Source organism: Deminuibacter soli (genome assembly GCF_003412455.1).
In the GTDB taxonomy this organism is placed as follows: domain Bacteria; phylum Bacteroidota; class Bacteroidia; order Chitinophagales; family Chitinophagaceae; genus Deminuibacter; species Deminuibacter soli.
In genome coordinates this window covers 593,454-615,510 of record NZ_QTJU01000002.1, presented here as the reverse complement: position 1 = coordinate 615,510, position 22,057 = coordinate 593,454, and the positions used below count along the sequence as shown (strand labels likewise).

Annotated in this window: 17 protein-coding genes; 11 read left to right on the top strand and 6 right to left on the bottom strand. The window is 46.8% G+C overall.

All coding sequences use genetic code 11. The annotated features are described in order from the left end of the window. Positions 1-28 precede the first annotated feature (28 nt). Positions 29-853 (top strand): 3-deoxy-8-phosphooctulonate synthase, encoded by an 825-nt coding sequence (gene kdsA, locus DXN05_RS09055; RefSeq protein ID WP_116846892.1) that lies wholly within the window; start codon positions 29-31, stop codon positions 851-853. A gap of 641 nt (positions 854-1,494) precedes the next feature. On the opposite strand, the gene DXN05_RS09050 is transcribed toward kdsA, so the two are convergent. From DXN05_RS09050 to DXN05_RS09040, 3 genes are read right to left on the bottom strand one after another with little or no spacing between them, the layout of a single operon-like run. Then, positions 1,495-2,505: a helix-turn-helix transcriptional regulator gene (locus DXN05_RS09050; RefSeq protein ID WP_116846891.1), complete on the bottom strand. Its 1,011-nt coding sequence runs from the start codon at positions 2,503-2,505 to the stop codon at positions 1,495-1,497. Positions 2,506-2,524: 19 nt separating this feature from the next. Next, a complete protein-coding gene (locus DXN05_RS09045) occupies positions 2,525-3,532 on the bottom strand; it encodes a helix-turn-helix domain-containing protein (protein ID WP_116846890.1) in 1,008 nt (335 codons plus the stop codon). 3 nt (positions 3,533-3,535) lie between these two features. Further along, entirely contained in the window at positions 3,536-3,757 is a 222-nt protein-coding gene (locus DXN05_RS09040) for a PspC domain-containing protein (RefSeq protein ID WP_116846889.1), read from the bottom strand. Between the two features lie 371 nt (positions 3,758-4,128). On the opposite strand from DXN05_RS09040, the gene DXN05_RS09035 reads away from it, so the two are divergent. The 3 genes from DXN05_RS09035 (at position 4,129) to DXN05_RS09025 (ending at position 10,637) form a co-directional block, all read left to right on the top strand. Beyond that, positions 4,129-6,399 (top strand): aconitate hydratase, encoded by a 2,271-nt coding sequence (locus tag DXN05_RS09035; RefSeq protein ID WP_116846888.1) that lies wholly within the window; start codon positions 4,129-4,131, stop codon positions 6,397-6,399. A 1,855-nt stretch (positions 6,400-8,254) separates the two neighbouring features. After that, positions 8,255-9,376 carry a glycoside hydrolase family 18 protein gene (locus tag DXN05_RS09030; RefSeq protein WP_116846887.1) on the top strand — a complete coding sequence of 374 codons (1,122 nt, stop codon included), beginning with the start codon at positions 8,255-8,257 and terminating at the stop codon, positions 9,374-9,376. A 205-nt stretch (positions 9,377-9,581) separates the two neighbouring features. Further along, positions 9,582-10,637, top strand: a complete 1,056-nt coding sequence (locus tag DXN05_RS09025; RefSeq protein ID WP_245975174.1) for a flavin reductase family protein — start codon at positions 9,582-9,584, stop codon at positions 10,635-10,637. A 179-nt stretch (positions 10,638-10,816) separates the two neighbouring features. Here the strand turns inward: DXN05_RS09025 and DXN05_RS09020 are convergent, their stop codons facing one another. Next, the gene (locus tag DXN05_RS09020) at positions 10,817-11,251 is read right to left on the bottom strand and encodes a hypothetical protein (protein WP_116846886.1); all 435 of its coding nucleotides are present in this window, start codon (positions 11,249-11,251) and stop codon (positions 10,817-10,819) included. A 337-nt stretch (positions 11,252-11,588) separates the two neighbouring features. Between DXN05_RS09020 and DXN05_RS09015 the strand changes: the two genes are divergently transcribed. The 5 genes from DXN05_RS09015 (at position 11,589) to DXN05_RS08995 (ending at position 17,268) form a co-directional block, all read left to right on the top strand. After that, positions 11,589-12,473, top strand: coding sequence for a bestrophin family protein (locus tag DXN05_RS09015; protein WP_116846885.1), 885 nt, complete (start codon positions 11,589-11,591; stop codon positions 12,471-12,473). Between the two features lie 152 nt (positions 12,474-12,625). After that, positions 12,626-13,252 carry a TetR family transcriptional regulator gene (locus tag DXN05_RS09010; protein WP_116846884.1) on the top strand — a complete coding sequence of 209 codons (627 nt, stop codon included), beginning with the start codon at positions 12,626-12,628 and terminating at the stop codon, positions 13,250-13,252. 20 nt (positions 13,253-13,272) lie between these two features. Next, a complete protein-coding gene (locus DXN05_RS09005) occupies positions 13,273-14,322 on the top strand; it encodes an HlyD family secretion protein (RefSeq protein ID WP_116846883.1) in 1,050 nt (349 codons plus the stop codon). A gap of 14 nt (positions 14,323-14,336) precedes the next feature. After that, positions 14,337-15,920: a DHA2 family efflux MFS transporter permease subunit gene (locus DXN05_RS09000; RefSeq protein ID WP_116846882.1), complete on the top strand. Its 1,584-nt coding sequence runs from the start codon at positions 14,337-14,339 to the stop codon at positions 15,918-15,920. A gap of 46 nt (positions 15,921-15,966) precedes the next feature. Then, positions 15,967-17,268 (top strand): TolC family protein, encoded by a 1,302-nt coding sequence (locus DXN05_RS08995; RefSeq protein WP_116846881.1) that lies wholly within the window; start codon positions 15,967-15,969, stop codon positions 17,266-17,268. A gap of 254 nt (positions 17,269-17,522) precedes the next feature. On the opposite strand, the gene DXN05_RS08985 is transcribed toward DXN05_RS08995, so the two are convergent. After that, positions 17,523-17,903 (bottom strand): SET domain-containing protein, encoded by a 381-nt coding sequence (locus tag DXN05_RS08985; RefSeq protein WP_116846879.1) that lies wholly within the window; start codon positions 17,901-17,903, stop codon positions 17,523-17,525. An 87-nt stretch (positions 17,904-17,990) separates the two neighbouring features. Here DXN05_RS08985 and mgtE point away from each other — a divergent pair, with 87 nt between their 5' ends. Beyond that, positions 17,991-19,400, top strand: coding sequence for a magnesium transporter (gene mgtE, locus DXN05_RS08980; protein WP_116846878.1), 1,410 nt, complete (start codon positions 17,991-17,993; stop codon positions 19,398-19,400). Positions 19,401-19,520: 120 nt separating this feature from the next. Here mgtE and DXN05_RS08975 read toward each other — a convergent pair whose 3' ends face one another. Beyond that, a complete protein-coding gene (locus tag DXN05_RS08975; RefSeq protein ID WP_116846877.1) occupies positions 19,521-20,126 on the bottom strand; it encodes a GNAT family N-acetyltransferase in 606 nt (201 codons plus the stop codon). Between the two features lie 92 nt (positions 20,127-20,218). On the opposite strand from DXN05_RS08975, the gene glmS reads away from it, so the two are divergent. Further along, a complete protein-coding gene (glmS, locus tag DXN05_RS08970; RefSeq protein ID WP_116846876.1) occupies positions 20,219-22,054 on the top strand; it encodes a glutamine--fructose-6-phosphate transaminase (isomerizing) in 1,836 nt (611 codons plus the stop codon). Positions 22,055-22,057 lie beyond the last annotated feature (3 nt).

Here is a 22,057-nt window from a genome sequence, read left to right as displayed (position 1 = left end):
GTTCGCAGTTCAATTATAAACAATTGTTATGATACCATCTTTTTTAGCAGATCTTTTCAGGAACCAGTCGTACAACCCAGACAATTTTTTCCTGATCGCCGGGCCCTGTGTTATTGAAAGTGAAGAACTGCTGGATGAAGTGGCCGGTAAGGTATCAGCAATCTGCAAACGCCTTGAAATACCGTATGTATTCAAATCCAGCTACCGCAAGGCCAACCGCACCAGCGCCGGCTCATTCACCGGTATAGGCGACGACAAAGCCCTGCACCTGCTGCGCAAAACAGGCGATAAATACCACCTGCCGGTTACATCCGATATACATGCACACGATGAAGCAGCTCCTGCTGCTGCGTTTGCAGACATTCTGCAGATTCCCGCCTTTCTCTGCCGCCAGACAGATTTGCTGGTAGCTGCAGCAGAAACAGGCAAAATTGTGAACGTTAAAAAAGGGCAGTTCCTCAATGGCCCTTCCATGCAGTTTGCAGTAGACAAGATTAAAAAAGCAGGCAACGATAAAATCATACTCACTGAACGCGGCACTACATTCGGCTACCAGGACCTGGTGGTTGACTACCGCAATATTCCCTGGATGCAGGCGCATGGCGTACCTGTGGTAATGGATTGCACCCACTCGTTACAGCAGCCCAACCAAACCAGCGGTGTAACAGGCGGCAACCCGCAGCTCATTGGCACCATTGCCAAAGCAGCTATTGCAGCCGGTGCAGACGGGCTGTTTATTGAAACACATCCCAACCCCGCAGTAGCCAAAAGCGACGGTGCCAATATGCTGCGCCTCGACCTGCTGGAAGGCCTGCTGGAGCAGCTGGTGAAACTGCGCAAAGCGGTGATATAATCGTGAGACGTCAATCGTGAGTGATCGTAGCGGGTACCATTTTCGAGAATCGAGACATCGACAGTCGAGATGATCTGAGCGAGTACCATTTTCGAGAATCGACACGTCGACACTATCTTAGCGAGTATCATAACTTTCGCCGGAGGTGATAAATACTGAACAAGCTTGCAGCTGATAGCTTGAAGCTTGCAGCTGTTTTTCAGTCGTGAGTGATCTTAGCGAGTGCCAATTTCGAGAATCGAGAATCGACAGTCGAGACTATCTTGGCGAGTTCACTTCCTGAATCGTCAGTCAATGTCGTTTAGTTAACAGCTTCTTTGTGAACTTTGCGGGTTTTCCCTTTGCGTTCTTTGCGGTAAAAATATCACTCACGCTTAACTAAACGACATTGAATCATCAGTCGTGAGTGATTTAGATTTCGGGAATCGAGAATCGACAGTAGAGATGATTGCAGCGAGACTATGGATGAGCGAATGTTGCCGGTGAGGACACCGGCAATGGCACTAGAAAATATAAAATACAAAAACGTCCCGGCTTCCCGGGACGCTTTTGTATTTTATCCGCTCTGATCAATTGAACATTTGAACGTCTTAAACCTCTTGAACCTTAACCATCAAACATTAAACCTTTAAACCATCTCCTCAATACCTCACCACCTGCAGCGCTTCATCGCGTGCATTAAACTCGCTGGGCAGCACGCCGAATTCTTTTTTAAAGCTGCCGGCGAAATGGCTGAGGTTGGTATACCCTACCATCTTGCCTACTTCTTTAATAGCGTAACGGCCTTCCTGCATTAGGGTGCGGGCATAGTTCATGCGGTTCATCTGGAAGTATTCGTAAATGGGCACACCGTATAATTCTTTGAAATCTTTTTTGAGTTTGGTAGGGCTCATCGCTGCTTCCTTCGCCAACACATTGATAGTGGGCGGCGGATCGATATAGGATTTAATGAGCAGGGCTTCTACCCGCATAAGGCGTGTGATATCATCATCTTTAATGCGGAGGGAAGGTTTTTTGATCCTTGCCCTTTTCATAAAACGGGTAATAAAACGCTCCAGCAACAGCATACAGCGGTTGATGGCAAACGTGTACGTAAGCGGGTGATCGTATTTGTATTTGAGAATGCTGTCAATCAGTTTGCGGTATTCCACATCAATGGGTTCTACATTGCCTGTTTTAACCCATTGCGAGAAATAGGTACTGAGAAAGGCTTCTACCGTTTCGCTGTCGAGGTATTGCAGCAGGTGTTTTTTCTCGAGGATAATTTTGATGGTGCGTATGTGAATGCCCGACTGAATAATGTAACTCGCAGGCATCTGGCTGTTGGTGAGCAGTACTACATTCTGCTGCATGTTGTACACCTGCTCGTGCTGAATGGGTTCGTTATCGAAGTGAATGCGGCCGCCCATAGATTCGTTGAACTGGAAAATATAGAATTGCCCGCCGCCGGTGAGTTGTTTAAACAGGATGTCCTGTTTGCAGGTAACATCGGCAAGCAGTGCGCACATGCCGTCGCCCATGTTAAGGGCGCAGATAAAACCTTTCCCCTGTTCGGGCTGCAGCTGTATACGGTCGAAGATAACATCGTCCTTCAGGTTATCCAGGAGATTCTGCAGGTCGATGTAACTGCCTTTGTTGAATGCTATTTCCACAGCTGCGGTTAAGGTTAAATTATGAATGGTTTTCGTTTTCGCTTACGGTTTCACTAACTACTTCGCCGGGCAGCTGGTCAAACACTTTCATAAATGCTTTTTTAAAGCTGCTTGTGTTCTCGTATCCCAGCTCCATGCTTATCTGGCTCAGTTTATATTTCCTCGAAACGATCATGGCTTTGGCCTTTTGCATGCGGTGTTTCTGGAAGTACTGGTAAATAGAAACACCGTACTGTTCTTTAAAACAGCTTTTGAGTTTCGATTCGCTCATGGCCGCTACCCTGGCCAGTTTGGCAATACCGGGCGGCATAGAGAAATCTTTCAGCAACAATTGCTCCACTTCTTTCAAACGTTCTGCATCTTCGGGTGCCACACGGGAAGCCTGGTTGCTTATTTCGGCTGTACTTTTTTTCGCGAGCCTTTCAAAATACAGTTCCAGCAGCAGCATTACGCGGTTGTACTGGTGCAGTAAGGTAAAAGGTTCATCGCAGGAAGGGTGCAGCACTTCACCCAATAATTGTTTGTATTCAGTGTCCATCGGCTCATAACTGAAGGCGCTTATTTTTTGTGCAAGGTATTTGAGAATGTTGTCGGCATTGGGTTCGCGCTGCAAAAAATGCATCAGCCATTCTTCACTGAAAGAAATGTTGAGGCTGCGGATACAGGCGCCGCAGGTTTCAAAAAACAGCCAGTCGAAATTGGTGGTGGTTAAACACACAGCCGATTTGGAAGCAAGTGAAGAAGCCTGACCGCTATCGGTACTCAGTTCATCAAAACGAAGGATGTAATAATTTTTGCTGGATTTGCGGCGCTGAAACACCATATCCTGCTTAACGGAATAGTCACTGATTAAACATTGCAGCCCGTTGGGCAGTAACAGCAAACGCATAACGCCCTGGCCATAAGCCGGCGGCATTTCCAATACCCCGTTGCGGTAGCGAGTTTGAAAAACACGGGCATAGTACTCCAGCAGGTCGTCGTAGTCTGTATGACTGTATTCAATTTTAAAAACTTCGTCTAACTTCAAAGGTTACAGGTATTTCAGCGGGTTTCGTTTGGCCGACAATATATAGTTTTTCATGTTTAGCCAGAAAGCCATTACCATATACACAACAATGGGTGAACCCATAGTGAGGAAGGATATGTAGATGAACCACATACGTATCCGTGACGTGGCTATCCCCAGTTTGGCTCCGATGGCTGAGCACACACCAAATGCCTGCCATTCGATGAAATGTCTCAACTTGTTCATAATTGCAATTTAAAAAACTCTTTGGATATAATTGTAACAAAAAACAATCCGAAAGTCGTTCAAAAACACCGATCAGCGTTTTATTAGCATGTTAATTTTTATTAATGTAAGTTATAATCCGGAATGATTATATCTTAAAAGATCAATAACCGCTTCCCCATAACAGTGCTGTTGCAACATCGATGGTACCGGTATATGATTATCACGTTGTGATAAAAATTTGCCTGTTCCCGCACAAACAAACAGGGACTGTGTTTCAGGCTGTTTTATGGCTCCTATGAGCGACGTGCCGGCAGTTTTTAGGTGGTTTAGACACGAATTTCATGTAAATTCGCACCACTTTTTAGCTCACCTTCATTAAATGAACAGTCATGGCATTTGATATTGAAATGATCAAGCGTGTGTATGCAGCGCTGCCCGGCAAGGTAGAAGCAGCCCGCAAAGCACTGGGAAGACCTTTAACGTTAGCAGAGAAAATTTTATTTGCCCACCTGCACGGCGACCAGCAGCTACAGAATTTTGACCGGGGCAAGAGCTATGTTGATTTTGCACCAGACCGCGTAGCCATGCAGGATGCTACCGCACAAATGGCGCTGCTGCAGTTTATGCAGGCAGGCCGCCCCAAGGTAGCCGTTCCTTCTACCGTACACTGCGATCACCTGATTACCGCCAAAACAGGCGCTGACCAGGATCTTGCCATCGCCAACAGCGAAAGCAAGGAAGTATATGATTTTCTCGCATCTGTTTCCAATAAATATGGTATCGGCTTCTGGAAACCAGGCGCCGGTATTATTCACCAGGTGGTACTCGAAAACTACGCCTTCCCCGGCGGTATGATGATTGGTACCGATTCGCACACCGTAAACGCCGGTGGTTTGGGTATGATTGCCATTGGTGTAGGTGGTGCAGACGCCTGCGACGTAATGGCTGGTTTGCCCTGGGAACTGAAATGGCCTAAACTGATCGGTGTGAAACTCACCGGTAAACTCAGCGGCTGGACAGCCCCGAAAGATGTTATCCTGAAAGTTGCCGGTATCCTTACCGTAAAAGGTGGTACAGGCGCTATTGTTGAATACTTTGGCGAAGGCGCCATTAACATGAGTTGTACCGGTAAAGGCACCATCTGTAACATGGGTGCTGAAATTGGTGCCACTACGTCTACTTTTGGTTACGACGACAGCATGGCCCGTTACCTGAAAGCAACCGGCCGCGCCGATGTTGCTGAACTGGCCAACGGTGTGAAAGAACACCTTACTGCCGATGCAGAAGTATATGCCAACCCCGAAAAATATTTCGACCAGGTAATTGAAATCAACCTGAGCGAACTGGAACCACACCTGAACGGACCTTTCACACCAGACCTGGCTACGCCACTCTCTAAAATGAAAGAAACCGCTGCAGCCAACGGCTGGCCTACCAAAGTAGAAGTAGGTTTGATCGGCAGCTGTACCAACTCTTCTTACGAAGACATCAGCCGTGCCGTGAGCCTGGCCAAACAGGTAGCAGCCAAAGGCTTGAAAACCAAGGCTGAATTTACCATTACCCCTGGTTCTGAGCAGGTACGTTATACCATTGAGCGCGACGGCTTCCTCAATGTATTCGACACCATCGGCGCCAAGGTATTCGCCAACGCCTGCGGCCCCTGTATTGGTATGTGGGAGCGCGTAGGTGCTGAAAAACAAGAAAAAAACACCATCGTACACAGCTTTAACCGCAACTTCGCGAAACGTGCGGATGGTAACCCCAATACATTCGCCTTTGTAGGTTCTCCTGAGCTGGTAACAGCCCTGGCCATTGCAGGCGACCTCACCTTTAACCCTGAAACCGACTTTTTGGTGAATGAAAAAGGTGAAAAAGTAAAACTCGACCCGCCAAGCGGCGATGAACTGCCTGCAAAAGGTTTTGCAGTAGACGATCCAGGTTACCAGGCACCAGCCGCAGACGGTAGCCAGGTAAAAGTAGAAGTATCGCCTACCAGCAACCGCCTGCAGCTGCTCGATCCGTTTGCAGCCTGGGAAGGTGTTGACCTGAAAGGACTGAAACTGCTGATTAAAGCCAAAGGTAAATGTACCACCGACCATATCTCTATGGCTGGTCCCTGGCTGAAATTCCGCGGTCACCTCGACAATATCTCTAACAACATGCTGATCGGCGCTGTAAACTATTACAACGAGAAAACCGACAACGTGAAAAACGTGCTGACCGGTGAATACGGTCCTGTACCTGCCACACAGCGTGCCTACAAAGCAGCTGGTTTGGGTTCAGTGGTAATTGGTGATGAAAACTATGGTGAAGGCAGCTCACGTGAGCATGCAGCCATGGAGCCCCGTCACCTCGGCGTTCGCGCGGTACTGGTGAAATCATTTGCCCGTATCCACGAAACCAACCTGAAAAAACAGGGTATGCTGGCACTGACTTTTGCCGATAAAGCAGACTACGATAAAATCCAGGAAGATGATGTAATTGACATCGATGGTTTAACCACCTTTGCACCCGGTCAGCCGCTGCAAATGGTACTGCACCATAAAGATGGCTCTACCGATACTTTCCAGGTTAACCATAGCTACAATACACAGCAGATTGAATGGTTCAAAGCCGGTGGTGCCTTGAACATCATCCGCAAACAGGTAGCTACCGCCTAATCCGCCAACGTAGATATGTTCAAATATGGCCTGCCTCTGTAATGGGGGCAGGTCTTTTTTTAGCAGCAAGCTTCAGGCTACGGGCTGCCAGCCTGTTGGGTGTAAGTTGCCCCCGGCGGCAGTTATATTACTCGCTTCGGTCATCTCGGCTGTCGATTCTCGAAATTGCCCCCGCTCAACTCACTCAACACTGACAACTCAATGTCGTTTAGTTTAGCTCAATAGTGTTGTACGCTGGTTTAAGGTTTAACGTTTGAAGTGTAAAGTTGGACCGGAGGGGTTCAAATAGTTCAATTGTTTCAATGTTCAATTTTTTCCTAAGGCACTTTACAGAGAAAAAGCAGCGGTGTAACAGTGATTTAACTAAATGACATTGATCACAGCACACGATCAGACCCGCTTAAGGTAGTCTCGACTGTCGATTCTCGATTCTCGAATTGCCTCCGCTCAGATCACTCACGACTGACAATTCAATGTTGTTTAGTTTAGCTCAATAGCGTTGTACGCTGGTTTAAGGTTTAACGTTTGAAGTGTAAAGTTGGATCGGAGGGGTTCAAATAGTTCAATTGTTTCAATGTTCAATTTTTTCCTAAGAGAAAAAGCAGCGGTGTAACAGTGATTTAACTAAATGACCTTGATCACAGCACACGATCAGACCCGCTAAGATAGTCTCGACTGTCGATTCTCGATTCTCGAATTGCCCCCGCTCAACTCACTCACAACTGATAACTCAATGTCGTTTAGTTTAGCTCAATAGTGTTGTACGTTGGTTTAAAGTTTAACGTTTGAAGTTTAAAGTTGGATCGGAGGGGTTCAAATAGTTCAATTGTTTCAATGTTCAATTTTTTCCTAAGACACTTTACAGAGAAAAAGCAGCGGTGTAACAGTGACTTAACTAAATGACATTGATCACAGCACACGATCAGACCCGCTAAGGTAGTCTCGACTGTCGATTCTCGAAATTGCCCCCGCTCAGATCACTCACGACTGACAACTCAATGTTGTTTAGTTTAGCTCAATAGTGTTGTACGCTGGTTGAAGGTTTAACGTTTGAAGTGTAAAGTTGGACCGGAGGGGTTCAAATAGTTCAATTGTTTCAATGTTCAATTTTTTCCTAAGAGAAAAAGCAGCGGTGTAACAGTGATTTAACTAAATGACATTGATCACAGCACACGATCAGACCCGCTAAGGTAGTCTCGACTGTCGATTCTCGATTCTCGAATTGCCCCCGCTCAACTCACTCACAACTGACAACTCAATGTTGTTTAGTTTAGCTCAATAGTGTTGTACGCTGGTTTAAGGTTTAACGTTTGAAGTTTAAAGTTGGACCGGAGGGGTTCAAATAGTTCAATTGTTTCAATGTTCAATTTTTTCCTAAGGCACTTTACAGAGAAAAAGCAGCGGTGTAACAGTGATTTAACTAAATGACATTGATCACAGCACACGATCAGACCCGCTAAGATAGTCTCGACTGTCGATTCTCGATTCTCGGGAATTGCCCTGCTCAACTCACTCACCACTGAAACTCAATGTTGTTTAGTTTAGCTCAATAGTGTTGTACGCTGGTTGAAGGTTTAACGTTTGAAGTGTAAAGTTGGACCGGAGGGGTTCAAATAGTTCAATTGTTTCAATATTCAATTTTTTCCTAAGAGAAAAAGCAGCGGTGTAACAGTGACTTAACTAAATGACCTTGATCACAGCACACGATCAGACCCGCTAAGGTAGTCTCGACTGTCGATTCTCGATTCTCGAATTGCCTCAGATCACTCACGCCTCACGATTCACGCCCTGGCATCGTTACAAAAACACAGATGGCGACACAAGTATTATAATTACTGGTTCAAACTTCCCGTTTATGAGATATCTGCGTTTGCTGTTACGCCCGTTGCTACCTGTGTGTTTACTGCTGATGGCCCTCCCGGTGATGGCGCAGAAGAAGAAATACAGTCCGGCCGTGATCGCCTACTATGCCGGCGATTCCGTGAAAATCAACAACTACCCCGTTGAAAAACTCACCCACCTGCTGTTTAGTTTTGCGCACCTGCAGGGCAATGACCTGCACCTGTTTAAAAAAGGCGATACCATTCTGCTGCACAATATGGTAGCCCTGAAACAACGCAACCCGGCTATGAAAGTGATGATTTCCATCGGTGGCTGGGGCGGCTGCGCTACCTGCTCCCCCGTATTTTCGAGCGATACCGGCCGCAAGGCATTCGCCCGGTCTGTAAAACAAACCCTGGTTGATTTTAATGCAGACGGTATTGACCTGGACTGGGAATATCCCACCATCAAGGGATTTCCCGGGCACCCCTACTCCCCGGCCGACAAAGACAATTTTACCCTGCTGGTGAAAGAGCTGCGTAAAACACTCGGCAAAAAATATGAGATCAGTTTTGCGGCAGGCGGCTTCACTGAATACCTGCGTGATGCGGTGGACTGGAAAAAACTAACTCCCTATGTAAACCGCATTAACCTGATGAGCTACGACCTGGTAAGCGGTTTCAGCACCATCAGCGGGCATCACAGTCCGCTGTACCCTAACGGCAATTATCCTGAATCGGTAGATCATGCCGTACGATGGCTCGATTCCATTGGCGTACCACGTGGCAAAATAGCGATCGGGGCCGCCTTTTATGCACGCATTTTTACCACCAACGATACACTGAACTATACCATCAACCGCCCTGCTGTGTTCACCAAAGGCACGCCATATAAAAACTTCGACCGTGACCTGGCCGATACTGCCGGTTTTGTATACCGCTGGGATGATGAAGCCAATGCCCCCTTCCGTTATAACTATTCCCGCAGGCAGTTTGCCAGCTTTGACGATCCTGCTTCCATCAAACTCAAAACACAATACGTAATTGACAAGCGGCTTAACGGCATTATGTTCTGGCAATTGGGCGAAGACAAGGAAAGCGGCGGCCTGCTGGATGTGATTGATGCAACAAAACAAGCCTGGGAGAAGAAGCCTTGAGGGCGGCAATCGTGAGACGTCAGTCGTGAGTGGGAAAGCCGTCGGGAGACGAGACATCGACAGTCGAGATGATCTTAATGAATTTAAAATATATTGCCCATGCCGGTGTCCTCACCGGCATGTTCTTTTACAGCAATCAACCAACGCTTGCAACTCGTAGCTTGCTGCTTAAAGCCATTGTGCCTGCACGTTAATCCGTACCTTGGTGGCAGAATGTTATACCATGACTTACCAGCGTTTACAGATCACGGCTATTCATGAAGAAACACCTGTTTGCAAAACCTTCGAGCTTCAACCGTTGGATAAATGGGAGCCGCAATATACAGCGGGTCAATTTCTCACATTGGTGTTCAGTAAAAACGGAACAGAACGCCGCCGCTCTTACTCCTTTTCCTCAGCACCTTTGCTGGGCGAGCCAATGCGCATTACCATTAAACGCGTAGTAAACGGCGAATATTCCAGGCAACTGCTGGATCATTCCAAAACAGGCGATATACTTACCACAGCAGGTATTTCAGGTTTGTTTCAATTACCTGAAGGCACTGCATTACAGCAAACACAACAATTGTTTTTTCTTGCAGCAGGCAGTGGCATTGTGCCGGTATTTGCCTTGCTTAAAACAGCATTGCATACCACGCAATTGCCGGTAATACTGGTATTCAGCAACCGCTCTGCTGCAGATGCGATATTTTATAACGAACTGCAGCTGCTGCAACAAACCTTTGCAGGCAGATTGCATATTGAATTTCTATTCAGCGATATAGCGCATGTGCGTAAAAGCAGGCTCAGCAACTGGCTGCTGTTGCAACTGCTGCAAGAACTGGTTACCGTGCCCATTACCAAATGCCTTTTTTATATGTGCGGACCATTTGAATACATGCAAACCATCGGCATTACCTTACTTGCCGAAGGCGTGCCTGCACTGCATATCCGCAAAGAAAACTTCAGCAGCATACCCCCCGCCAAAAAACCGGCACCGCCAGATACAGGCGCGCACAAAGCCACCATACACCTACACCATCATACCCATGAGGTAATGGTACAGTACCCGCATTCCATACTGGCAGCAGCCAAAGCAAAAGGCATTGAATTGCCTTACAGCTGCGAAGCCGGCCGTTGCGGCAGTTGTATTGCCACCTGCACCAGCGGTAAAATATGGATGGCTTACAACGAAATACTGGTAAACGAAGAAATAGCACAAGGTCGCATACTCACCTGCCAAAGCTTTCCTGTTGATGGCGATGTGGAGATCAAATTCTGAGGAAGCCAATAGCTGGTAGCTTTTAGCGATTAGCTTCCGCGAGCAATAAAAAAGAGCGCCTTCGCAGGTATTACTCATTGCAAAGACGCTCCGTTATAATATTGTTTGTCTTAAAAGCTCGTAGCTCGCAGCTAAAAAAGGCTAAGCGCTAACAGCTATCAGCTTACAGCTTTCTTCTGCTATTTCCTCAGCTTCTTAAATGTTTTTACGCTGCCATCCTGTGCAACCTGCAGAATCAGTTTCTGCGTATCTTTTTCCAGTGATACATAGTAGTTGAAGCCTGCAGTGGTAGAGTTCATTTCAATGGCTTCAGTAGCTGTATAATCCTGGTATTTGTCTTTGATGGTGGTTTGTGCAGCAGCAGGTAATTCAGTCAGCTGTACCGGGCGGCTGGTGCCCATGAAGTTGCCTTCTTCGTCGTAGAAAGCCTGCATGTTCAGGTTATCAACAGTAAAGCTGATGGTAGTGATCATGCCGTTTACTTTCCAGCTGGTGATGCTGGCGGCAGGCCATGCTTTTTTAAATGTAGTGCTTACTTTGTCGTTAGTAGTACCAGCAAATGCAGTTGCAGTAAGGCTGATAGCGATGATGGCGGCGAGGATAATCTTTTTCATAAACGTAGTTTTTATAAGTTTTTTTATTGTTTGCGTTTGATGTTAGGTATAATGCCAAACCGGTGCCATGTGGTTGTGCCAGCCGTAACTCACTGAGAATGAATCGAACTGTAAACTGTTAAGAAAAACAAATTGTCCGCAGGCGAACAGTTTCCTGTTCACAAGCGGACAAAAGGAGTTTAAAGTTTGAAGGTTTAATGTTTAGAGTTGCAGGTTGCATTTTGCTGCATGAAGTAATCGGCCAGCTCGCTGCTCAAAGCTCGCAGCTAAAAAAAGGCTAACAGCTAACCGCTATCAGCTAACAGCTCTTCCTTATATTTACGATAACAATTCTGCTATGATCAGCTACAATCCCAAGGACTGGTTAACTTTCATATTCCGGTTTCATAAGGCGGAAACACTTCGCCGCCTGTTTCCGCTGATCCTGGTTATTGCCGCATATGCTGCTTTCATTTGCTTTCTCGAACTGCATTATTTTCCCTTTACCAAAAACAATGCAGCGATACGCAATATCCCGCAGATGCATAGCCTGCTGGGGTTTGTGATTTCACTGCTGCTCGTGTTCCGCACCAACACGGCCTACGACCGCTGGTGGGAAGGGCGCAAATTATGGGGCGCCCTGGTAAACAACAGCCGCAACCTCGCCATTAAAATCAACAGCTTTCTACCGCATGATGATTATGATTCCCGCCATTTCTTCCATGTACTCATTCCACGTTTTGCTTTTGAATTGCGGGCACACCTGATGAGCGAAAACACACGCCTTGCACTGGATACAAAACCACATCCCGAAATACCCGACTTCAACAGAAACAAACATATTCCCATACAGGTAGCCTCACTCATGATCAATAAAACCAACCTGCTGTACAAACAGGAAAAAATCACGGGCGACCAGCTGATTGTACTCAATGCCGAGCTGCAATCGTTCATGGATATCTGCGGTGCCTGCGAGCGCATCAAAAACACACCCATCCCCTATTCTTACAGCGCATTTATCAAAAAATTCATCTTCTTTTATATCATGACCCTGCCCTTCGGTTATGCCATTAGTTTAAGCTACCTGTGCATACCTGTGATCGCCTTTATATTTTATGTGATGGCGAGCCTGGAAATCATCGCAGAAGAAATTGAAGACCCCTTTGGCTCCGATGCCAATGACCTGCCCATGCAGCAGATCGCTGTCAATATCCAGAAACATATAGGGGAAATCCTCGGGTGATGGGATGAATTTTTCCCTCCCGTTCGTCCTACCCTTTTGTTCGCTCAGCTGGCTTTTTACCCGCTCCACCTTAAAATCCCAAGTGTTTTAATTAAACGTTTGTTTAGTTTCAAACAAGTGTTTAACTTCGCGGTTACAATCTGCTTTTTCTAATGGGTACTGACAAAAAAGAACACATCATCAATACAGCGATCGAGCTTTTTGCGGTCAAAGGGTTCGAGGGCACTTCCATCCGTGACCTGGCTGCGGCAGCAGGGGTAAATATTGCGATGATTAATTATTATTTCGGATCGAAGGAGAAGCTGTTTGAAAGCATGGTAGAGGAAAAAGCAGCTTACACCCGCATTGAGCTGACCGAAATAATGAGCAATACTTCGCTGAATGCGGCAGGTAAAATTGACCGCATTGTGGAAGGCTTTGTAGAACGCCTGTTTCGCAACAGGCATTTTCACCGCGTAATACACCAGGAGCTGATGCTGGGCGACAGGCAGGCCATGCAGGATATGATTGTAAACATCCTGTATCCGAACAGCCAGCTGATTAAACAGATACTGCTCGACGGTATTGCCAGCGGCGAATTTAACAAGGTAGATGTAGAGCTTACGGTAGCTACGCTCATCGGCACCATCAACTACCTGCTGCAATCAAAGAAATTCTGTTTAAAAATACTCGACGAAACAGAGACTTACGTGCCTTACGAAGACGAAGAATTTAAAACCAGGGTTAAAACACATCTAAAAGCTGTGCTGCACATCCACCTTGTACACCAACCAAAATAACACTCTCAATACTACGCGTTATGGAAAATCAAGCAACTCCGGAAAAAAAGAAAAAATCGCCAGTGCGGCTTATCATCATTCTGATCATTGTAATTGTAGCGGGTATTTACGGCTTCAAAAAAATCTCGTATGCACTTGCACACGAAACAACAGATAACGCCCAGATTGAAACGCAGATTTCGCCTGTGCTGCCAAGGGTTTCAGGCTATGTGAAAAACATTGCAGTGAACGATTACGACAGCGTTAAAACAGGCCAGCTCGTGGTAGAGCTCGATGCAGATGAACTGCAAACACAGCTGCTGCAAATGGAAGCCGACCTTAAGGCTTCTGAAGCAGATATTGCCAATGCCAAAGCCGGTTTAAACAGCACAGTTGTATCGCTCGATGTAAACAGGGGCAGCATTAGTCTGGACAATGTAAAAGTGCAGCAGGCAGAAGAAGATTACAACCGCAACAAGAATCTTTTTGCAGACCAGGCTATTACCAAAAAACAACTGGATGACAGCCGCTTTGCTTACGAGCAGGCAGTGCAGCAGGCAAAGAACAGTCAAACCGATCTCGGCTCTGCCCAAAGCCATATCTCTGTTCAGAAAGCAACGATTGCCAAAACAGAAGCTGCAGTAGATGCCAAGAAAGCAGCCATTGAACAGCAGAAACTGAAAATCTCCTATACCAAAGTATATGCACCCATGTCGGGTAAAATTGGTAAAAGGAATGTAACAGCCGGCCAGTTTGTACAGGCAGGCACTCCGCTGTTTTCTATTGTAAACGACACTACCTACTGGGTAGTAGCCAATTTCAAGGAAACACAGATTAAGAAGTTTCATGAAGGCATGGATGTAGAACTGGAACTCGACGCATTTCCCGGTGAGAAAATAACCGGTACCATTTCCAGCTTAAGTGAAGCAACCGGTGCACGTTTCTCGCTGTTACCACCCGACAACGCCAGCGGCAACTTCGTTAAAGTAACACAGCGTGTGCCCGTGAAAATTGCCATTAAAGATGTGGCGCAGTACCGCAACATACTCCGTTCAGGTTTGAGCGTGTATGTAAGCGTTCCTATCAAATAATAAACTGACTGTTTATGGCTGCAAAAGGATTTACCAAATTTATCATCGTTCTTACCACTGTTTCGGCAGCGGTAATGGAACTGGTGGATACATCTATCGTAAACGTTGCGTTGAGTGATATGGCAGGCAGCCTGGGCGTTAGCATTGAAGATATCAGCTGGGTAATTACCTCCTACGCTATCGCCAACGTAATCATTATCCCGTTAACCGGCTTTTTGGCAGAATATTTCGGGCGAAAGAATTATTACATCGTTTCGATGATCATATTCACGCTCGCATCGTACATGTGTGCCGAATCGAACAGCCTTATTGAGATAATTATCTGGCGCTTTGTACAAGGTGTGGGCGGAGGTGCCCTGCTAAGCACCTCACAGGCCATTTTGTTCGATGCGTTTGAAGTGAAAGACCGGCCTATTGCCTCTGGTTTGTTTGGTATGGGACTGGTACTGGGCCCTACGCTGGGACCAACCATTGGCGGTTATATCATTGAAAACTTCAGCTGGCCGCTGATATTCATGATCAACCTGCCCATTGGTATCGTAGCCACCATCCTCACCTTTACCTATATCGATAAAAAGCCGGGAGAGGGCAAGAACAAAGCCAACATACACATCGACTATACGGGCATTGGCCTGCTGGCCGTAGGCATTGGCTGTTTACAATACGTGCTGGAGCGCGGCCAGAGTGATGACTGGTTTAGCAACGATGCCATTAAAGTATGTTCGGTACTCGCTGCTGTTGGACTTATCGGTTTCATTGCATATGAACTGCGTGTGAAAAACCCTGCGGTAAACCTGCGGGTGCTCGGCAACCGCAACCTTGTATTTACCACCATTTTCACCTTCGTGGTAGGCCTGGGGTTATATACTTCGGTATTTGTATACCCGGTACTGGCGCAGCGCGTGCTGGGGTTCTCGGCCTATGAAACAGGTCTTTCCCTGCTGCCGCCCACACTCATCGGGGTAATCATGTTCCCGGTTGTAGGGCGTATTATGGCCAAAGGCGTATCGGCCATTCCCTTTGTGATCGCCGGCTTTTTCCTGTTCGGCGCTTATGCCTGGCTAAGTGCAAAAGTTAGTCCGGATGTAGGCCGCTGGGATTTCTTTTTCCCGCTTGCGCTGCGTGCCTTTGGTATATCCATGGTGCAGCTGCCGCTGATTAACCAGGCAGTGGCGGGTTTGCAGCCAAAAGATTATCCTGCAGGCATCGCCCTCAATAACATGATCAGGCAGCTGGGTGGTGCGTTTGGCATCGCCATGTCCAATACCTATATCGCACACACCTATGCACAGCACCGGAGCGACCTGGTGGCGAATGCAGCACAGGGTGCAGCCAATTTCACCAATCAAACCAATGCCATTGCGCAGGGGCTGGTGGCGAGAACAGGTGCGGATATTACTTCTGCCACGCATACGGCACAGGCCATCATCAGCGCCAATATAGACAAGCAGGCGTACTACCTCAGTTACCTGGATACATTCAGGCTGGTGGCCCTGTTCTTTATACTGGTAATACCGCTGGTGGCATTTTTAAGAACCAGGAAAACATCACCAACAGACCAGGCTGCAGCGGCCAAGGCTATGCAGGAAGCGCACTAGAACAGTGCAGGCAACAATGATTAAAAGACTGTAACCAACAGATACCATGAAAAAATTAATTTTTATATCGGCCACTGTATTATTTGCCAAAGCCTCTATAGGCCAGCAGCAGGTACAGGCAAACGGTGAACTGAAAGGACTGATCAATCAATCGTTCAGTTATTTTCCCCGCATAAAAGAAGCCGAAAACAATGTGATCACGGCTGAACAGCGTGTAGATATCGCAGGCATACGCATGCCGGATATCTCTGCATCAGGCGGGTATGATTATGTAAAACCTAAAATTGAATTACCCTTGCCATTCGGCCCTAACGGTGAGCTCACCAACTTTTTGTTTGCACCTATACACAACGTAAAAGCCGGTGTAAATGCGGGTTACGAGCTGCTCGATTTCGGTCGCATCAAAAGCAATGTAGAAAAGGCAAAAACCGATTTGCAGTACGCCAAACACAATGTGGAGTACGTACGCACACAGCTGGCTTACCAGGTATCTAACATTTACTACAACATCGTGTATTTTCAAAAAGCCATCAGCATACAGGATAGTGTGCTGAGCTTTTTAAACGAGAACAAACGTGTGGTGGAAAGCAAACTGAAAAATGGTGATGCCATTAAAATAGACCTGCTGAACATACAGGCCAATATTGATGCAGAACAAAACACCAAAATAAACCTGCAGAACCAGTTGCAGAAACAGTTTAACCTGTTAACCTACACCACAGGTACGCAACAAACGCAGGATACTGCTTTTGATTTTGACCTGGCCCAGCGCGATGCAGAAGCTGCACTGCGTGAAGCCCAGGCTTCGAACCTTGACTTTGTACTGGCCAACGATAAAATAAAGCAGGCAGAGAGCGATGTGAAAGTAGCCAGCCTGGCAGATAAACCTTCGGTGGATATTCATGCCAGCGGCGGTGCTAAAAATGGTTATGTACCTGCCGTTAATGAAGTGAAGCTGAACTATGCAGCCGGTATAAGCCTGAACATCCCCATCTACAATGGCGACCGCATGCGCAAACAGGTAAAGTTGCAGCAGAACATAGTTCGCCAGAACCAGCTGGCCATTGAAACCATGAGCAATACGTACCGCAAAGACATTCAGCAGGCGCTGACAGACATCAGCACCAACCAGGAGAGCATTAAAAACACCTACACGCAAATTGAGCAGACAAAAGTAGCCGAGCAAATTGCCGCCAGCCGTTTTATGAATGGTGCAGGCACCAACCTCGATCTTACCAATGCCAGCGCCAATTACCAGCGTGCATTGTATACACAGTTACAGTACCAGTACCAGCTGTGCCTGGCCAAGGTTGAACTGGCCCGCCTGATGGGTTATAAATATTGGTAGCCGCGTGCTACAGGCCTGCAATAAAAGCAGCCATTAATTTTTACAGTAGGTTTTGGTGATATGCCGCCCGTGTAGTCTTACAAAGGGCGGTCTTTTTTTGTATAGTTCTCCCATGATGCCGCTGCCAGTGCGCTGTTGCCCGGTGTCCTCACCGGCAACTATCTCCGCCCCAAACAGTGCATTCGCTATGATCATCTCGACTGTCGATGTCCCGATTCCCGAGCGGTACCCGCCCAGATCACTCACCACTCACACTACTGGTGAAACCAAACCAGCGTTTCATCATCCGGATCAGCGTTATAGTTAATGCAGAGTTCATCACCCTTGGCAATGGGTTTTACGGTTTTGATGGTCATCAGGGCATTTTCGTAATCCATTTCGTACACGCAGTTCGCTTTGTAGTCGTGGTTGTACATAGAAATATAGCCCAGTGCCAGGCCGGCCTGTTTGCGGTTATCGCCCCATTCGAAAATGTAATTGTAGAGCTTGGTGTCTTCAATGGTAGCACGTTCTTTGGCGGTTAGTACGAGCACTGGTGAAATTTCGAGCACCGTGCCCACAGGTATTTTTTTGGAAGTAAACACACCTCTGCCCCCTTTTTCTGAAGGGGCAACGAACAAAAAGGGTAATATCATATCGTAAAATCGGTTAAAAGGCGAAAATTAATGAAAAGTAATTCCTTTCCGTTTGTTTTCCATGATATCTAGTAATTAATTTGCACCATGAGCCTACAACTGGAACAAGAAGGATTGTACGAACAGTTCGAACGCATCATTGCAACGGAGGATAAGCTGCAGATCCGCGATTTTCTGAACGATCAGAAGATCAGCGACGTGGCCGACCTGATTAATGAATACCCCGATTTTGAAGCCCAGATCGTTGCCAATATGGCAATACACCGGGCGTCGAGTGTGTTCAAGATCCTGGACCTCTCTGCGCAGAAGCGTATTATCAGGGAACTGCCTTCCTTTAAAACGGCCGAGCTGCTCAACGAGCTGCCCGCGGATGACCGTACCGACTTTCTGGAAGAGCTGCCCAAAGAAGTACTGCGCGACCTCATTAAACTCATTGATCCCGATGAGCGAAAGGTAACGCTATCGCTGCTGGGTTACCCGGAAGACAGCGTAGGCAGGCTGATGACACCCGATTATGTGTACGTGTATGCACACAATACCGTGGAAGAAGTATTTTCTACCATCCGCAAATTTGCCAAAAGCAGTGAAACGGTAGACGTTATTTACATCATAGACGAAGCCACCGGTGAACTGGTAGACGATATACGGATACGTGATGTAATTCTCGCCGCACCCGATAAGCGTATCAGCGATCTGTTGGATGGACGGGTAATTGCCCTGCATGCCACCGACGACCAGGAACATGCCAGCCAGGTGTTTAAAATGAACAACCGCGTGGCCCTCCCTGTTACCGATAACAACAACATATTGCTGGGCATTGTTACCATCGATGACATGCTGTGGGTAGCCAACGAAGAGTACAGCGAAGACATCCAGAAAATAGGTGGTACCGAGGCCCTCGACGAGCCGTACCTTGAAATATCTTTCTTCCGTTTAATCAAGAAACGTGTGGGTTGGCTCATTGTATTGTTTTTAAGTGAAATGCTCACCGCAACAGCGATGGCTTATTTTGCCGATGAAATACAGAAGGCCGTGGTGCTGTCTATTTTTGTACCCCTGATCATGTCAAGTGGCGGTAACAGCGGCTCACAGGCTTCCACCCTTATTATCCAGGCCATGGCCATGGGCGAAATTCACCTGCAGGACTGGTGGCGGGTAATGCGTCGTGAAATATTCAGCGGCCTGTGGCTGGGTGGTATACTGGGCGTAATTGGTTTCCTGCGTATCTGCATTTGGCATTTCCTGATGCACCACGGCGTTATCCAGGACTTGTATGGCGAACAATGGATGCTGATTGGCTTTACCGTTGGCCTGTCGCTGGTAGGTGTAGTATTGTGGGGTACTTTATCGGGTTCTATGTTGCCGATGATATTGAAAAAACTCGGCGCCGACCCGGCTGTATCTTCTGCCCCGTTTGTAGCTACCCTGGTAGACGTAACCGGGTTAATCATTTACTTCAGTGTGGCTTATATGTTCCTGAGAGGTATATTACTGTAACCTGCATTTAATGCCGGGGTAAATTGCACAATAACAATTATTTACAGGTGGGCAGAAAAAAATTCTGTCCACCTTTTTTTATGTGATTACAGGCACGTTACATTGCAGCTTTTTGCGGCTTTACACCAACTTCGCCTGCAGTTGCTGTTTTACGCCGCCTTCCAGCCATTCATTTCTCAGGATGCTTAACACAATAGAATCGCGCCTGCCGCCACTGGCCAGTGGCATGTGGTTACGCAATATTCCTTCAGGTGTGCAACCAATGGCTTTCATCGCAGCAATACTGCGTGCATTGTTGGCATCTGCCCTGAATTCAACACGTTCCATCCCCAGCTGTTCAAATGCAAACTGTAACAGCAAAAATTTGCAGTGCCTGTTTAAACCCGTTCCCTGAAAGGCTTTGCCATACCAGGTGTAACCCAGCTGCAATGTTTTATTGCTTAGCTGCATATCATAAAAACGTGTGCAGCCTGCATACTGTTTGCTGCGTTTATCGTACACAATAAATGGATATTCTTTTTGCTCAAGCCGTGCACGCACCGCATGGTGAATGTATGCCTCCATTCCTTTTTCACCTGCTGCGCTCACAAGGGAGAACCGCCACAACTCCGGCTCCGTAAGGGCAAAATGCGTTAAAGTATGCATGTCTTCAAGCTGCAAAGGCCGCAGTTTCACGCAATCATCTTCCAGAATATAATTCGTTGTAAAATTAAAATCGGCTGTCATGGATGCAGGATTTTTAAGGCAAAATTTAAATACTTAAAGATAAGAGATTGAGCAAAATATGTCATATTGCGCACTTAAATCATATAAAACTCATGTGTGGAATAGTTGGCTATACAGGTCCCAGGGAAGCTTATCCCATTGTGCTAAAAGGCTTGAAAAGACTTGAATACAGGGGTTATGACAGCAGTGGTGTTGCCTTGCTGAACGGCGGCCTTAAAGTGTATAAGAAAAAAGGCAAGGTTGCCGAAATGGAAGAATCTGTTGTTGGTAAAGATGTGCATTCGCATATCGCTATCGGCCACACACGCTGGGCCACGCATGGCGAACCGAACGACCGCAATGCACATCCGCATTTATCGCAAAGCGGTGAAATAGCCATGATACACAATGGCATTATTGAAAACTATGCACAGATTAAACAGGACCTGGTTGCCAAAGGTTACTTGTTTAAAAGTGATACCGATACAGAAGTACTGCTCAACTTTATTGAAGACATTAAACGCAATAACGACTGCAACCTCGAAGAAGCCGTGCGTATTGCCTTACGTCGCATTGTAGGCGCCTACTGCATTCTGCTGATTCATAAAGATGATCCTGAAACCATTATTGCTGCAAGAAAAGGTAGTCCGCTGGTAATTGGCATTGGCAAGGGCGAACATTTTCTTGCATCAGACGCCTCACCCATTATCGAATACACCAAAGAAGTAGTGTATGTAAACGATTATGAAATTGCAATTGTACGTCCCGATGAACTGATACTGAAAAACCTCGGTAACGATAAGCAAACACCATTCATTACCAAGCTTGATATGGAACTGGCTGCCATTGAAAAAGGCGGTTACGACCATTTTATGCTGAAAGAAATATTTGAGCAACCGCAAACCATACACGACTGTTTGCGCGGCCGCCTGGATGCAGATGCAGGCACCATTACCATGAGTGGTATTGAAAAACATGCCGCACAAATTCTTGCTGCGCAGCGCATACTCATCATCGCCTGCGGAACCAGCTGGCATGCGGGTTTGGTGGCCGAATACATTATTGAAGAACTGTGCCGCATACCGGTTGAAGTAGAATATGCATCAGAGTTCAGGTACCGCAATCCCATCATCAACAAGGGCGATGTAATACTCGCCATTTCACAAAGCGGCGAAACAGCCGATACCCTGGTAGCCATTGAAACCGCTAAAGAAAAAGGTGCCATTATTCTTGGAGTGGTAAACGTGGTAGGCTCTTCTATCGCCCGCATTTCAGATGCAGGTGCGTATACACACGCAGGCCCTGAAATTGGCGTAGCCAGCACCAAGGCATTTACCGCACAACTTGTGGTATTGCTGATGACGGCATTAAAACTCGCTGCAGAAAAAGGCAGCATCAGCCGTGACAGGTATTTACTGTTGTGTAAAGAGCTGGCAGCTGTTCCTGAAAAAGCAGAGCTGTTGCTGAAAGCCGATGCACAGATAAAAGCACTGGCAGAAAAATACAAAGATGCCCGCGACTTCCTGTACCTGGGCAGGGGTTATAATTTCCCTGTAGCGCTGGAAGGCGCACTGAAGCTGAAAGAGATCAGCTACATACATGCAGAAGGTTATCCTGCTGCTGAAATGAAGCATGGCCCTATTGCACTGGTAGATGAAGAACTGCCTGTAGTGTTTGTTGCCACCAAAGATTCGTACCACGAAAAAGTGGTGAGCAATATCCAGGAGATCAAAGCCCGTAAAGGCAAGGTTATCGCAGTTATCACCGAAGGCGATACCATTACCCCCACACTGGCCGATGATATTATCGTAATACCACAGGCCGACGAAATGATAGCCCCCATCTTAAATGTTATCCCTTTACAACTGCTCGCCTACCACATCGGTGTAGCCAAAGGTCTCGACGTTGACAAACCCCGCAACCTGGCGAAGAGTGTAACCGTTGAATAATCT

What these genes read in the sequence shown, in the direction of transcription:
- DXN05_RS09035 (WP_116846888.1), top strand. Translation starts at nt 4,129, where the DNA reads ATGGCATTTGATATTGAAATGATCAAGCGTGTGTATGCAGCGCTGCCC.
- DXN05_RS09015 (WP_116846885.1), top strand. Translation starts at nt 11,589, where the DNA reads ATGATCAGCTACAATCCCAAGGACTGGTTAACTTTCATATTCCGGTTT.
- mgtE (WP_116846878.1), top strand. Translation starts at nt 17,991, where the DNA reads ATGAGCCTACAACTGGAACAAGAAGGATTGTACGAACAGTTCGAACGC.
- DXN05_RS08985 (WP_116846879.1), bottom strand. Translation starts at nt 17,903, where the DNA reads ATGATATTACCCTTTTTGTTCGTTGCCCCTTCAGAAAAAGGGGGCAGA.
- DXN05_RS08975 (WP_116846877.1), bottom strand. Translation starts at nt 20,126, where the DNA reads ATGACAGCCGATTTTAATTTTACAACGAATTATATTCTGGAAGATGAT.
- DXN05_RS09000 (WP_116846882.1), top strand. Translation starts at nt 14,337, where the DNA reads ATGGCTGCAAAAGGATTTACCAAATTTATCATCGTTCTTACCACTGTT.
- DXN05_RS09040 (WP_116846889.1), bottom strand. Translation starts at nt 3,757, where the DNA reads ATGAACAAGTTGAGACATTTCATCGAATGGCAGGCATTTGGTGTGTGC.
- DXN05_RS08995 (WP_116846881.1), top strand. Translation starts at nt 15,967, where the DNA reads ATGAAAAAATTAATTTTTATATCGGCCACTGTATTATTTGCCAAAGCC.
- DXN05_RS09020 (WP_116846886.1), bottom strand. Translation starts at nt 11,251, where the DNA reads ATGAAAAAGATTATCCTCGCCGCCATCATCGCTATCAGCCTTACTGCA.
- kdsA (WP_116846892.1), top strand. Translation starts at nt 29, where the DNA reads ATGATACCATCTTTTTTAGCAGATCTTTTCAGGAACCAGTCGTACAAC.
- glmS (WP_116846876.1), top strand. Translation starts at nt 20,219, where the DNA reads ATGTGTGGAATAGTTGGCTATACAGGTCCCAGGGAAGCTTATCCCATT.
- DXN05_RS09010 (WP_116846884.1), top strand. Translation starts at nt 12,626, where the DNA reads ATGGGTACTGACAAAAAAGAACACATCATCAATACAGCGATCGAGCTT.
- DXN05_RS09030 (WP_116846887.1), top strand. Translation starts at nt 8,255, where the DNA reads ATGAGATATCTGCGTTTGCTGTTACGCCCGTTGCTACCTGTGTGTTTA.
- DXN05_RS09005 (WP_116846883.1), top strand. Translation starts at nt 13,273, where the DNA reads ATGGAAAATCAAGCAACTCCGGAAAAAAAGAAAAAATCGCCAGTGCGG.